Origin of the sequence: Desulfosporosinus sp. OT (genome assembly GCF_000224515.1) — a bacterium.
Taxonomy (GTDB): Bacteria; Bacillota; Desulfitobacteriia; order Desulfitobacteriales; family Desulfitobacteriaceae; genus Desulfosporosinus.
In genome coordinates, this window is record NZ_AGAF01000049.1 from 1 (window position 1) to 13,329 (window position 13,329).

General features: G+C 40.5%; 16 protein-coding genes and 3 pseudogenes. 10 read left to right on the forward strand and 9 right to left on the reverse strand.

Annotation, left to right across the window (positions count from 1 at the left end; translation table 11 throughout):
* Positions 1-738: 738 nt before the first annotated feature.
* From DOT_RS27670 to DOT_RS03940, 4 genes are all read left to right on the forward strand, one after another.
* A complete protein-coding gene (locus tag DOT_RS27670; protein WP_009614497.1) occupies positions 739-1,026 on the forward strand; it encodes an RNA polymerase sigma factor in 288 nt (95 codons plus the stop codon).
* 240 nt (positions 1,027-1,266) lie between these two features.
* Positions 1,267-1,773, forward strand: a complete 507-nt coding sequence (locus tag DOT_RS03930) for a zf-HC2 domain-containing protein (RefSeq protein ID WP_157998404.1) — start codon at positions 1,267-1,269, stop codon at positions 1,771-1,773.
* Positions 1,770-2,615 (forward strand): hypothetical protein, encoded by an 846-nt coding sequence (locus tag DOT_RS03935; protein ID WP_009614510.1) that lies wholly within the window; start codon positions 1,770-1,772, stop codon positions 2,613-2,615. Before DOT_RS03930 ends, DOT_RS03935 begins: the two co-directional genes overlap by 4 nt.
* A gap of 33 nt (positions 2,616-2,648) precedes the next feature.
* Positions 2,649-3,923: a DedA family protein gene (locus tag DOT_RS03940; protein WP_009614512.1), complete on the forward strand. Its 1,275-nt coding sequence runs from the start codon at positions 2,649-2,651 to the stop codon at positions 3,921-3,923.
* Positions 3,924-4,199: 276 nt separating this feature from the next.
* On the opposite strand, the gene DOT_RS31590 is transcribed toward DOT_RS03940, so the two are convergent.
* From DOT_RS31590 to DOT_RS31595, 5 genes and pseudogenes are all read right to left on the reverse strand, one after another.
* Positions 4,200-4,457: an IS110 family transposase gene (locus tag DOT_RS31590; RefSeq protein WP_242833765.1), complete on the reverse strand. Its 258-nt coding sequence runs from the start codon at positions 4,455-4,457 to the stop codon at positions 4,200-4,202.
* A gap of 469 nt (positions 4,458-4,926) precedes the next feature.
* Positions 4,927-5,106, reverse strand: a complete 180-nt coding sequence (locus DOT_RS03955; protein WP_040411183.1) for a hypothetical protein — start codon at positions 5,104-5,106, stop codon at positions 4,927-4,929.
* 327 nt (positions 5,107-5,433) lie between these two features.
* Positions 5,434-5,547 (reverse strand): annotated as a pseudogene (gene pgk, locus DOT_RS28295) (phosphoglycerate kinase); the annotation flags it as partial.
* 40 nt (positions 5,548-5,587) lie between these two features.
* A pseudogene (locus DOT_RS29550) lies at positions 5,588-5,677 on the reverse strand (kinase/pyrophosphorylase); the annotation flags it as partial.
* Positions 5,678-5,878: 201 nt separating this feature from the next.
* A pseudogene (locus tag DOT_RS31595) lies at positions 5,879-6,272 on the reverse strand (CBS domain-containing protein); the annotation flags it as partial.
* 1,602 nt (positions 6,273-7,874) lie between these two features.
* Between DOT_RS31595 and DOT_RS03965 the strand changes: the two are divergent.
* Complete coding sequence (locus tag DOT_RS03965; protein WP_009614524.1) at positions 7,875-8,711, forward strand: RNA polymerase sigma factor; 837 nt, start codon at positions 7,875-7,877, stop codon at positions 8,709-8,711.
* A 7-nt stretch (positions 8,712-8,718) separates the two neighbouring features.
* Here DOT_RS03965 and DOT_RS03970 read toward each other — a convergent pair whose 3' ends face one another.
* On the reverse strand, positions 8,719-9,141 hold the full coding sequence (locus DOT_RS03970) for a DUF3795 domain-containing protein (RefSeq protein WP_009614526.1): 423 nt from the start codon (positions 9,139-9,141) through the stop codon (positions 8,719-8,721).
* Positions 9,142-9,562: 421 nt separating this feature from the next.
* Here DOT_RS03970 and DOT_RS03975 point away from each other — a divergent pair, with 421 nt between their 5' ends.
* From DOT_RS03975 to DOT_RS28310, 4 genes are all read left to right on the forward strand, one after another.
* Positions 9,563-9,934 carry a DUF4180 domain-containing protein gene (locus DOT_RS03975; protein ID WP_009614529.1) on the forward strand — a complete coding sequence of 124 codons (372 nt, stop codon included), beginning with the start codon at positions 9,563-9,565 and terminating at the stop codon, positions 9,932-9,934.
* A gap of 485 nt (positions 9,935-10,419) precedes the next feature.
* Positions 10,420-10,593: an aspartyl-phosphate phosphatase Spo0E family protein gene (locus DOT_RS03980; RefSeq protein WP_009614534.1), complete on the forward strand. Its 174-nt coding sequence runs from the start codon at positions 10,420-10,422 to the stop codon at positions 10,591-10,593.
* A gap of 446 nt (positions 10,594-11,039) precedes the next feature.
* Positions 11,040-11,390, forward strand: a complete 351-nt coding sequence (locus DOT_RS03985) for a TraI domain-containing protein (RefSeq protein WP_139024120.1) — start codon at positions 11,040-11,042, stop codon at positions 11,388-11,390.
* Between the two features lie 54 nt (positions 11,391-11,444).
* A complete protein-coding gene (locus tag DOT_RS28310) occupies positions 11,445-11,576 on the forward strand; it encodes a helix-turn-helix transcriptional regulator (RefSeq protein ID WP_009614539.1) in 132 nt (43 codons plus the stop codon).
* 219 nt (positions 11,577-11,795) lie between these two features.
* Here the strand turns inward: DOT_RS28310 and DOT_RS03990 are convergent, their stop codons facing one another.
* Genes DOT_RS03990 through DOT_RS31215 form a run of 3 tightly spaced genes read right to left on the reverse strand, consistent with a single transcriptional unit; the run spans position 11,796 to position 12,790 of the window.
* On the reverse strand, positions 11,796-12,176 hold the full coding sequence (locus DOT_RS03990) for a DUF6262 family protein (RefSeq protein WP_009614541.1): 381 nt from the start codon (positions 12,174-12,176) through the stop codon (positions 11,796-11,798).
* A complete protein-coding gene (locus DOT_RS03995; protein WP_202798696.1) occupies positions 12,169-12,630 on the reverse strand; it encodes a transposase in 462 nt (153 codons plus the stop codon). Before DOT_RS03995 ends, DOT_RS03990 begins: the two co-directional genes overlap by 8 nt.
* Positions 12,599-12,790 (reverse strand): tyrosine-type recombinase/integrase, encoded by a 192-nt coding sequence (locus DOT_RS31215; protein WP_009614545.1) that lies wholly within the window; start codon positions 12,788-12,790, stop codon positions 12,599-12,601. The genes DOT_RS03995 and DOT_RS31215 overlap by 32 nt, the downstream gene beginning before the upstream one ends.
* Positions 12,791-13,016: 226 nt before the next feature.
* Here DOT_RS31215 and DOT_RS04005 point away from each other — a divergent pair.
* Positions 13,017-13,329, forward strand: a 313-nt coding sequence (locus DOT_RS04005; RefSeq protein WP_040411188.1) for a recombinase family protein, incomplete at its 3' end; no start/stop codon positions are given.

Consider the following 13,329-nt stretch of genomic DNA (forward strand, 5'->3'; position numbering starts at 1 on the left):
GTGACTCCAATTCAGCCCCGTGTCAATGAACGCGGGGTGAATTGGGCTTGATCGCGCTTATTAAGGTTGAGTTGCGTCTTTGCATTTATTTTTAGATTCATTGTCTTGTTGCTTAACTTTCTTTATGTGATACCAAGTGGATGCCAAAAACACTAAGGTAAAAAAGGCAACACGAGTGCCCCTATCTGTTATTATCCCCAAGCTTTTGGTCTCCTCTCTGCAATTATTCTTACAATGAAAACTGCTTGAAAAACCCCTCATTTAAAAAGACGAATAAAAGAGGCAAAAAGTTCGCGAACTTTTTGCCTCTTTTATTCGTCTTTAATTTTGAGATCATAAAGTCAAAAAGCTATCACTTCGGTGGTGTTTTATCTTAATCGTTATTGGGGCAAAATTAGGTGAGAAGTAGAATTCGCTTAAGCCTTTATTTCACCGTTTTGATATCTTGATAATTGGAGTTGCGTTTTTGACTTTGATTTATTGGTTGTGACGACATCGATTCCGTTAATTCTTCCTTGGTTTAGCTAAAAAGATCATCAAGAAGAGAAGAGGGTCAAAGTGTTTTGGGCTTTGAGCAATACGTGTTATTTTTTAGTTGGCCACGGGCAGAAAACGAAAGAATCAGTTCGGGTAAGAGCGTAGTAGAAAGGGGTTAGAGATAGGATATGAGGTGCTTGGAAATGGGATACAGTGAATCCTTGTTCTGCGATTTTGTATACGAGAGGAACGTATCACGCTGTGACCGAGTTTAACCGTGAACTAATTGCTAAAGTTCGTGCTGGGGATGAAGAATCTTTTGTGATCTTTGTAAAGTCCTATACACCTTATGTTTACCGCACGGCTTTTGCCTTCCTTCACGACCTTGTCGAGGCTGAAGATATCTCCCAAGAGATTTTCATAAAGATTCACCGTTCCATATCGCAACTGAATGACCTACATGCCTTTAATTCCTGGCTTAAGAAAATAATTACTCATAGTTGCCTTGACCACTTAAAAAAAAGGAACCGACACCAATCCCCGTCCTAGAGCTTGATTCGGAGTCCCACGATACTTCCCTATACTGGGATCAGCACTTAGACATTTTGGAAGCCTTAAGAAGTCTTAATACTGAGTATAGGAAAACATTAGTGCTCCGAGAGTGGGAAGGGTATAGCTATGAAGAAATCGCCAACATTCTGGGGATTCCAGTCGGAACAGTAAAGTCAAGAATTTATTCTGCTAGGATGCAATTAAGAAGAATACTCTCTGAAGGAGAACGGTAAAGGAGTGGTAAAGTTGGAATGCCATGAATCCCTGGAACGGATTTCAGAATACATTGACGGAGAGCTGTGTGATACTGAGTATGGAGAAATTAAGGTTCATCTGCTTTCCTGTCAGAATTGCCAGAACGTGGCGAGGGAATTTCAGATGCTTCACGAAAAGGTTCAGCAATCACTAGAGAACACTCCTGTACCGATTGACCTAGAACAACGTATTCTTATCGCCATCGAGCGAGAACAGCAAAAAGTCAGCAAGCAAAGAGTTATCACGCTCATCGCTCTAGTTATGCTGGGGATTCCGCTTCTTCTCTTGTCACCATTCCTTCTTAGAATCGTTCATTTGTTTTACTCCACGGGTTATGCATTTTGGCGGATAAAAACGGTTCTAATGATGCTGTTGCCAACGACGACCAGTTGGGGAATTGGGGTTACATCTTTCTTTTTAACTGTTATCGGTATTTATATGATTCGAGCATTATTACGGGGAAGCCGTTTTAAAGAGGTGTCTTTATGAGATTCGGGTACAGATTAAGCTTAGGCATAATTTTTATCTCCGTATTACTGCTCTCTTTGCCTAATTATGCTTTAGCCGATGCGATTGTAACGCAGATGGGGGGCTATCCCATTACCGTCCCCGAAGGTCATTCAGTTGAAACGGTTCTTAGTGTTGGTACAGACGCACGGATTGCCGGAAATGTGACCGATGCTGTTCTTGTGATTAATGGTAATGTGTACTTGGAACCAACAGCCCAGGTTGATTTGGTCGTTGACCTAGGTGGACATGTTTACAATTCAGCCTTAAAAAGTCCCAAGACGGGGGTTTTTGAAATCAACTTTTCGGAAAAGCTAGTTAATGACTCCTTGCTTGGGGGAGTAATTCTTTTGGGAATCTGGGCTCTAAGAGTAGTGGTTGGTTTTTTAGGCATAGTTTTCTTTACTGGGTTGGGTTACTTCATGAGAAACCGTTTAAGTTCATCCGAATACTTACTTTCTACAGATTTTCTCCGTTTATTTGGGATAGGTACAGCGTTTTTAATGTTACTCGTTTCTTTGGCGGTTTTGCTTACCCTGACGGTGTTTGGTATTCCGTTAGCAGCTCTCCTTATCATCTTGGGTATCGTTTTAGCGGTGCTTGGGCTGATTCCTGTTATGCAATTTATTGGAACCAAGGTGTTGTCATCAAGGATATTGGAGTACCCTGCCATTACCAGGAGTTTAGCTCAATCTACATTATTTGTCGCCTTGGTTAGCCTTCCACTTATCGGTTTAGTTTTTCTCATTGTTATGGGGCTAACTGGCCTAGGACTTGCTTTAACCGTAGGTTGGACACATTTTAGGCGTTACAAAACATCTTGAACTTGACGTTAGCTTTGGGTGAAAGGAGCAATCATGACTTTACAGCTTCTAGTTCACTATATTTCCCAATATGGGTATGTAGGATTGTTTGTAATTTTAGCAACGTCTATTTTGGGAATTCCTATTCCCGATGAATTTCTATTGACCTTTGTTGGTTCCTTAACTTATTCCGGTCAGCTTAATCCTTTTCTTGCCATCATTTCAGCAACTGCAGGCAGTGCTACAGGTATTACGATCGCCTATATTTTAGGAACATTCTTTCAGCAGAAAATCTTGGTACATCTGAAGAAACATGCAGGAAGCCAACGTTTAGAAAAAGTATTGGTTTGGTATCAACGGCATGGAGGAAAACTTCTTACGGTTGGATATTTTATTCCCGGTGTTCGCCATCTTTCTGGGTACATTGCAGGCTTAAGCCGATTGAGTTACCGAAACTTTGCATTCTTTGCCTATCTAGGAGCAACTTTATGGACAACCCTGTTCATAGTCCTAGGTCGGCTTTTGGGTAGTCGTTGGAAAACCATATTACCTATCTTCCATCGCTATTCTCTATTGTTGGGAACCATGGCTGCCGTGATTTCTATAATTTTCTACCTTATATATAAGAAGCATGAGCATTTTATGGCTTGGCTAGAGAAACAGCTATCGCAACTGCCCAGTCGTTATTTATCCCTAGGTAAGCAACGTTTTTTTGTTACAGTTGCTGGTCTCCTTTTTATTGCCCTATTCATTATGCTGATGGGCTTAATTCAGGATTTCGTTTTCCAAGAGGTCGGCGAGTTTGATAACCTCGTTGTATTTTGGTTGGACGTTACATCTTCACCCTTGGTTATTGATCTGATGAGAGGGATTAACGCCCTTGGAACTCATCTCACAATAATGCTTTGGTTTGTGCTGGCAGTGATTGTTCTGCGAGTCACAACTAAGAACTGGTCACATGTGTTTCCCCTAGCCTTCGCGTGGGGAGGCGGTACAGTGATTGACCTCTTATTTCGGTTTTTCTTCCGTGGCGAAAATATCAACGTCTTTGAAAACGTTACGCCGTTTCAAGCCCCAAGTTCTGGATTCTTAATAGCTGCCATCTCTTTTTATGCTGTCTTGGGATACATTAGCGGGCGAAATAAACCGTGGTTTACTCAGATTATTATACTAATTGGCGGAATTGTCTTGCTGGTTTTTTTAGCTCTTAGCCCGATTTGCCTCCGCATACATACTCCTAGTGCGATGGTCACTAGTTTGACTGTAGGTGGTCTATGGGCTTTAGTGTGTGTTTTTGTTTATGAATTTGGTGTTTATAGGAGCGAATGACCATTATGTCCACATATTCAAAAGCAATTTCCTCGTTTTGATCTTTGACCTTGAGCGACGATTTAGGCGTTGTCTATTTCAACTTTTTGGAAGCATGTTTTGGCTAAAATGCAAAAGTCATTTTTTTTCTCATTTTTCGTCGATTTACTATGTATTTATCTCTGAAATCAAATCAACTGGGACAATAAAACTACTACTTTTCAAAAACTCCCAAATACGTATTGGTACTATAAAAGCACAGGTAAACAATCCGATGATCGGGTTGGATGCTTGTGCTTATTTACTTATAATAAGGGGAAAATGGCCTGGCGTAGTTCGCATTGGATTTTGATCTAAACCAAAATTCGCTATCTTGATGGCATCAAGCTTGTCCGTCTTTCCTTTACGGATGGCCACATTAACATACTTGTTCATTACTAGCGGATTAATAACAGAAGCAGAAATATCATGCTCTTTCAGATATGTGAGTACCGGATAATGATAAGCCCCTGTTGATTCCATAACGACACGGGTTTCCTCTTTAAGAGTGTTAATCTTATCTACTAGAGTTTTTAAATCACTTTCCGTATGCTTTACCTCAAAGGCTTATGTAAAATCTCACCATACGGTTTCAGAAAACAGACTATACTTTTTCCCTTTGAAACATCAATCCCCACGCTGATCATACTACTCCTCCTCTGAAAACAAAGGTTATGACCTTGTTGAAGATGTGAAGAGCCTATTTTAGGTCGAGGTACTTATAAATTTAAGCAAAAGATAAGGCTGACCTTTTTCGGATTATTTATGATGTGCAGCAATTTGAAGTGCTATCTAAATGAACACCCTGATTCATAGAAATGAGTAAACTCGTTAAGTTTCGTAACTGTATATTTCTTTAATACTTTATCCCAATTAATGCACCCTTTAGGTGTAAAAGGAAATCGAGCATTTAATAAATCAATAATCTGAGATGAACTCTCTCTGGGCAAAATAATTGTTGTTTTTCCTAAGAGAAAGAGGCGCATTAAGCGCCCCTACTTTTCGTAACTGGTTTTTCAATGTTCGCTTGACCAAGCCAGTAGCCAGAAGTGGTAATGATTATGGTCGAGGCAAGACCGTCATGGTCTTTTCCTGTCCAGAGCAAGCCTATAGCTAATCCGATCAAAACTATGGTGATACAAAAAGTGTAAAATGGATGTTTCATATTCTAAAACCTCCATCAATATAGTATGTAGGAGAAAAGGGTTAAAACTGCCAAAAGATTATGTCAAGGTTATTTCTTAAATGTTTTTAGTGGTACTGTGTAAAGAAATATTAAATATTGCTTGAACTTTTTTTAATAAATTACTAAGGAGCTAGTACGAATCATATATTACACCCCCTTTTAAGATAATTCTCCACCAAACAACGGTTTCCTGCCCGACTCCGCATGTACGTATGTTACAAGAATCATTCTCCAGTTATTTTTGGCAGTTACGTAGTCATTGGCCCTTTATTATTACCTTAGTATACCGAGGAAAGAAACCACCACATTCACCATCCCTCCGCCGATGATCAAGGCGTTGATCTTTTCTAGGAGGTTTTCAATCACTCCCATCTTATCGCCCACTTTGGCACCGCCGATAATGGCCCTAAAGGGACGTTCCATATAAGACCAATCAATTTCCTAAGAAATTTGATTATATAGGGACCAACGGAATATTTACGGGCTTGATTCCTTTGTGGGCTAAGTACATACTGAGGGGAGTTTTTGATGTCCGTGAAACACTAACTAGAGAACAACATCAACAAATGTACCCCTCGTGGATCTTTACAATTATCATTTTTACAGTGAATTCAATGGCTTCGGTTTATCGAAATACTGTTCATCAGGGGACTGCTGCACTGTCTTTTTGCCGCATTCAAGGCAGATCTATCTTGGTCGTCGTATAAATATTAGGCATGCGCGTCATAATGACACCGACGGTTACTTGTTAAAGGTCGCCTTTGCCTAAAGAGGCCTTCATAATATCTTTGCGTGGAATCATTCCAAAAAGAACGCGATCCGTCCCGGCAACCGCTAGGCTCCCTACGTTTTTCGTGAACATAGTAACCGTCGCTTCATAGACGCTTGCGCTTTTCCAGTATGGTGATCGGCATAGAATTGAACGCACAAACCCGCAGCTGAAGCATTCGTTCCATGTTTGGGGAAGGGTTGCTGTTTTCCTGGTAAGAATATTCCAACTCGCAGTCGGGTCTCGTCAAAATGGTTAAATTCGGGCGGAGAGTGGCTCGCGTCAAATCCAGCTTTGCCTAAATTTTTCACCAGTGATGGAACCCTTAGGCTTTCACTATTTCCACAATTCGCTGTTGACGTTCTGTCCATTCCAAACCCATTTCACCTCTTAATGTTTCTTACTGGCCTTCGGTCAATTTCTTCATGATTTTCGTTTCCAGCTTTCACACGTAAGCAAAGTCATTCCCGTAGCGTGCCATAATGAAATAAGGCAAGAGTTTGGATTTTTTGGCACGGACAGGAAAGTACTGGTATGCTCCCTCATGGGGTTGTAATCACTGCATTACTTGGTTCCACTGGGGCAGATGAAGCTATATAACCCTAGCTGGAAGATATTTGTGCGCTAAAGATGTAGAGGTGGAGTAAAGAAAATAAGATGAGAGGGTTAAGGGAATTATCTTTGATGAAAACGAAGCACACCAATTCAAACGTTAGTTTGTGTTGGTGTGCTTTTCTTAACTTCGTCTCTTGTAGAGTCTCTCATAAACAAAGGCTAAACAAAACTTTGTTCAAGTAACTTAAATTAAGCAATATGCCTAGAATAGCTCCCTGCGGGGGCAACAATACTTCAGGATAAACGTTCATTTGTTTTGGCGTGCGTTTTGGAGCCGAGCTGATACATCAAGCAGCAAGGGGTGAGTGTAAAATGGCCATTTTAACAAAGAACGTAAATCATAGTATGCCTGCGTCTAAAATAAGCAATTACTTTAAACGCTCATTCAATTCATATTAACGGCTAGACCTAAAGCAAGCAAGTTTACGCTCGTTCATTCTCGCGATTACCAAACAATACTATGTTTTCAGCCGATACCAGAAACGAATTCGATTAGGAGCATCGTATCAAACACGAACAAATGCTTTCGTTCACGCTTAAGACTAACGCTAAATCCAGGCAGAACACTCATTCAGAAGAAGGGAGCAAAACTCATGCTCTGTCCTTAGTCCCATGATGATCAACTCAGCCGAAGCCTGTGAGCAAGTAGTTATGATGGAATCTTGAAATCAACGCTTGATTAAGTTGTACCCGCAACCCTCTCGCCTAGGTCAAACTAACGCTCGTTCAGCGCGTACTTTCACGGAGGGAAAAGAATGCATCACACCTCAGCCGTTTGTTAAGTGGGCAGGTGACAAGCGCTAACTGCTTCCGGGGATCTTGAAGCAGGTTGAATCAAGTTGATAGAATGGGTCATTTTATCAAGTGTAGCCCCTGCCGAAAGAGGGGCCTTTTAGCGTTTTTTAACAAATTCTTCATACATAGTTCATGGAAGGGTAACAAATATGGTTTATGATAACTAAAGAAAGTCATAACAACTGTTGTTGATCGGTATTACACTTTCCTAATCGAGAGCGTGGATCTAAAGGCGAAACAAGCATCAACTCAATCGACACCCGTTAATATAACGGTTAATATAGATCTTGCTTTTTCATTCCTTATCCTCCTTCACTCCCCCTCCTTGTGAGGGGACACTTTTTTTAATAAGGTAAGCCCTCATTGCTGAGGGCATTAGAAACACTAACTGATTTGTTATGTATCGCTCCTACCTGAAGGTAGGGGCTTTTTGTTTCTGTGACTCCGTTCGCCAAATTTTGAACAAGCGTTATGCCATAATGAGAGGGTATACAGTAGGGTGGTTTTGGAGCCTAAAATTCTTCATTGGTTAGGTAACATAGATGAATAACAACGGTGGAGGAAAACAATGATTAGCGGTGAGGACACAGAGCGAAAATTGGAAACCTTGGGGGCCCTGGCCGATCAATTCGATCATCTGTATGCCGATAATTATGAAAAACTTTATCAGCTTGCCTATCGGCTAACGGGCAATCGCGAAGATGCTGAGGATGTTGTACAAGAAGCGTGGCTTAATGCCTATCGCTCCCGAGCTCAGTTCCAGGGAAAGAGTTCTCAGTACACATGGCTATTTAAAATAACCTTACGTTGTGCTTATCGGTTCATTAAAAAAAGGCAAAAACGTCTCCCAATAGAAGATTTAGCTGCCCGTATGGGGATCAATGAGAAAGAGGTTTTTAGCAAAATGAAGCTCATGACCCCAGTGGAGGACCAAGTTTTGATAGCAGAAATGCGGGAGTCGTGCCTGCAAATGTTCATGCATTGCCTGCCAAAGCAACAGAGGATCGCATTTATCCTTAAGATTCTTTTGGATTTACCGGGCGGTGATGTAGCAGATATTATGGAAATTTCCCAAGGGGCGGTTAAAGTAAACGTACACCGGGCACGTAGTCACATGAAGGAAAACATAGAGGGCCGCTGTTCTTTGATTAAAGCGTCGAACCCTTGTAGTTGTTCTCTCTGGGTAACCTACCTAAAAGTCGAGGGCAAAGAAAACCTGATCACCCGCATTAACCCGGTCAATCGCTCCACTCCCTCTTTAAGGGATAGGGCCTTCGCCGAACTAGGTTTCATGCAAAAAGTGATCAGGTTATATGATAATGAACCTAATCATGACGGTTATTATAGTAAAGTGCTGCGTTTGAAACAATTACTCCAGGAAAAGAAACTTATGATATTAGAGTAGGTTTCCATTAATCAATAATAGGACCTAGTCCTGGTACAAACCGTCCTTTAAAGTACTTTGTTCGTATGTCCTTGGCTTCTTTGGCCCATTCGTCCAATCCAATCAATTTAATGCGGCACAGATTGTATAGCTTAAAATTATGAGGATACGTGTCTGAACGCTGGCTGCTGGGAATAAATTTGGCACATGGAAATTCAGGACATTCAGAGCAGAAATATACACCGTGTTCTTTGGCACATGCCTCAGTGGCACAATCCCGGCATGCGACCAGACACCCTCCTGATCGGCAGCCCTGACAGGCCACTTGTTCTGGACTAAGTTTCGCTTCAGCGACGATGTAATCAGTCATTTGTTGTGTGATGTTGGCTTGATACAAAACGCAGTTGAAGCAATCCAGGCCACAAATGGCGGTAAGTTGTTTGATGTCCATACGATAACCCCCTTATAACTCTTTTCATTAACTTAGAGATGTTATTTGGTAAAAGGTTACGTCAAAGTGGATAAAAATTATTGTCAATTATCAAGCAAGTTACCGGCTGTCCTTGAATCTTTGAGATCAGAGCAGGAGTAGCTGAAGTATTCTTGAAAGGGAATAAATGCAAGAGAACGCGGTATATAATCCTGAGGGCAGGATTGGACAAAACCGACAACTTTGTCCCCAAAGGGCGACTAGGCTGATGCAGGCATGGAGTGATAAAACAACAGGCGAATGAGCTTATTACCGTCTACACTGTTATGACGCATTTGTAGCATTATACGACACCACAAATGACCGTGCATTTTCGCGGATTTCGGAAAAATCACTTTGCTGTTATACTTAGTACCAATAAAATCGTGGATGGAGGACGACAATGAAAATTACTACTCTAAAACAAAGTAACATTGAAATTGCTGTTGTTAAAAGCGATGAGGTTCTGGTTAGAGATGTTCAATCGGCTTTAGATTTTATGGCAACTATAAAATATGAAACAGGATGCAATTACATAATCCTGGATAAAGCAGCAATATGTGAGGATTTTTTTGATTTAAAAACAAAACTTGCCGGAGATATTCTACAGAAGTTTGTTAACTATCATATTAAAATGGCTATTGTCGGCGATTTTTCTAGTTATACAAGTAATAGCTTAAAAGATTTTATTTACGAAAGTAACAAAGGAAAGGACGTATTTTTCTTAGCCAACGAAGTACAGGCTGCTGAAAAATTTACCAACCTTCGAGTCTAGGGTATGTCACATTTTTCATATTAAACGCAGGATATCCAGTAAAAGACCAGCTTACCATTGGTACTATAATAAGCACAAGCAAACCATTTGGATGCTTGTGCTTATTTAAATATCATATGGAGGGAAATGGTCTGGCGTACTTGCATTATTTGATCCAGAGCATGATACTTCTTGTAAAATCGCTCGTCCTACTCATTGACTCTTATCAGAAACGGTGGGAGCCCTATTTTACAGTCTTAATATGGTATAATATGGACGTTAAGCATGGTGTAGCACTAAAAAAGTTTTAATAATGTAGCCAGAGAGATGTGTTCTAAGAATTTCAATGTAATGTGTCAGAGAATAGACACGTAGAAAGAACAAACAAAGGAGATTAATATCCTTATATCAGTCAAACTTTCAATCATGGAAGCTTACCTTAAGGTCCTCGGCGTTGCCGGGGACTTTCTTTTTTTGTGAACACAAATAGTAAAAGGAGGATTTGTATGTCTGAAATCGAAGAATTGTTAAGGCAAATCGAAGTATTACGTATAAACATGATCAAATTAAAAGAAGGCAGATCTTATACCGATCTGAAGGTTGTAGCCGCAAGTCGAGAGTTAGATGCTGTCTTAGATAAGTATCAAGAGATGCTAATGAAAAAGTCGGACAAGGACTAGAATAAAATTAGATTTCCCAGCACTTAGAGAGAGCTTCAATTCATTATTCAATCGCCAAATTCAGCAACAGAATGATCAATAGTTCTTACACAGTCGATAAAGACGGGAATATGTGTCCGCCCCTGCTCCATTGCGGACAGTGAACTTAATGTAGTAATGGAGTGCAAGACTGAGCCACAGAGAACAAAGGAGGTTATGAATAAGCTAAGGTCATTTGACAAATTCCTCACGAACGAGGTGAAATTATCTTAATTGTGGTGGGGTAAATCCCTACTGAAAATATGTAAATATTCGGAAGTTGCTCTTTAGGGGGAGCTTCCTTTCGTTTTGCTTAAAAAGGGATGTACTATCACTAAGGGAAGAAGAGAGGAATGGTGAATATGTCAGTAGAAACCAATGCTCCTACCTGTGAGAAATGTCACAATAATTCGTAACGCAAAACATCACTGAGCTTAAACGACAAGCTCAAAGTTGCAGTCCAAACAGTCATTCAGAAGAATAAAGGTAGACTTATGTACTACCCAGCCGCAAAATCCAATCATCACTCATACCTGGGCGGTCTTCTCCAACACATCACGACCATGCTCCTTGCAGCAGAGAAGCTAACGACCATCTATCCCTGTAATACGGACCTGTTGTATTCCGGAATTATCTTGCATGATATCGGCAAAGTCTACGAACTGGCGACGGATGAAACAGGCTTGGGTACCGAATACACCCTGGAAGGGGAAATGCTAACACTTCAGGGAGATGTTTGGTTAAAAGTGAAGCTTTTAAGTAGGGAGGAAACTTCTTGAAATTATAAAAGAAATCATTGAAGCCAGAATCAATCAGGGGTTAACACAGGAAAGTTGGCCAAAAGGATTGGTACTCGACAAAGTAATATTAGTCGATTAGAAGCTGGCGAAGCAAATCCTTCTTTGCGATTTTTAAAAAAGTTGGCCACAGGATTAGGGAAGGAATTGCATATTTCATTTAGATGATGTCTGGGGAATTCAATTTTCAACAATTACGGGATGCCGAAAGGTATCCCGTTTCGTTTTTTTTCGGACTGAGAAGGAAGAGAAAACAGAACGTAAGGGCTACTCAATGAATCATCTAATGTAACAAAACTACCTTTATCAAGACCTAATTTATGCAAATGATTAAAAATAAAGGAGTCCAACATATTATATATGTCTAATATGTTGGACTCTTGTCCGTTATGTTTTCTCATAAATTTGAGCGTATGCTACTTTTATCTGTTCTCGTAGGTCTTTATTTTCACTCTCTAATTTCTTTACTTTTCGTTTCAATGTTTCTATAAGCGCTGCTTTGTTTGCATCATTCATGTCTCGCTTTACTTGTTTTGCAGTTGGGGTGTGTGCTTGTTTTTGACGTAATGTTTCAACACGTTCGCGTAATTCAGGATGGTTGTAAAGAGTTGCTTTTGCCACGCCTGCCTCGCTTGCAACACTGTTAAAGTTAATGCTCTCATTAGCTCGTATTAGCCTTTTGACGGCTTCGTCGACCTTTTTATAGGTAAGGGCTTTCCTTGAAGCGTGAATGGTTTTTAGATGCTCTTTACGGTCATAGTTAGGCATTTGGGACACCCAGCTTTTTCTTCATACGATCTTGTCGACCAAAGATAATGTTGCCCCCTTGAATAGTACTTAAGATACCCTTATATCGCTCTAAATTCCTTCTGTGTTTCTCCGCAATATCTTCACGAGCATGTTGTTTTGCTACAACGATGGCTCTGGACGTTGTTTTAATCAGTAATTCATACTTTTGCAGATCTAATTCCGAAAAGCCAATGGCTAAGTCCTTACATGGATTGCCTGCGTTACATATTAGACAAGGTGGTGTTTCCATGTAAGAACAATTGCCATTTAAACGAACGTGACACGTCCCGTAAGGGTTGTCCATCGCATTCAGCTTTTGGTCTAGCCATAAGGTATTTAAAATATCTGTAGGGATGTCTTCATCAGCCTTGATTTCTTGAACATGACCATTTAAATCAAAACTAAAACACACCCTGATTAATGACAGCTTCAAACGCTTTTCTCTTGTTGTCATCCAATAGTTTTGCATATCTCAAGGTCATTTCAGGGGACGCATGGGCTAATAGATCCTGTACGGTTAGAATATCTGCGCCACCGTTTAACATTTTAACGGCATACGTGTGTCGAAACAAATCCAAACGTTTGGATTTCATTCGGCATACGTTTGCTCGGAACCTTCTAAAAACTGGAGAAGGACTGGAGATGGTCGCGGAGATCCTGGGGCATAGGAGCTTAAATACGACAAGGATATATACTCAGCCGTCTGAGCAGGATAAAGCAAATGTTGTGGAGAGACTGTCGTTAAGTCATTAGATGTGTATTTCGTTTCGTTCCAGCAAAAATTTGCATCGGATATACGGTTGTTAATTAGAGACTGAAATGAAGAATATGTTTCCGTGGACGAGGCAGGATAGCAGCAGAAACCAATCGGATGTTACGAGATGGGGGATTCTTCGAAAGTTCGAAAGTGGCAGGGTGCTTGTCAATACCACTAGGTTTCTAGGATACGATAATAATAAAGACGGCGAGCTTGTTATAAATGAAGAAGAGGCAGAATTGGTTCGCAGGGTTTTCCGCGAATACCTAGAGGGGAAAAGTTACAATGCGATTATAAAAGGTTTAATGAAGGATGGGATAAAAACTGTTACTGGAAACACAAAATGGTGGGACTCAACCATAAGCGGGATGTTGG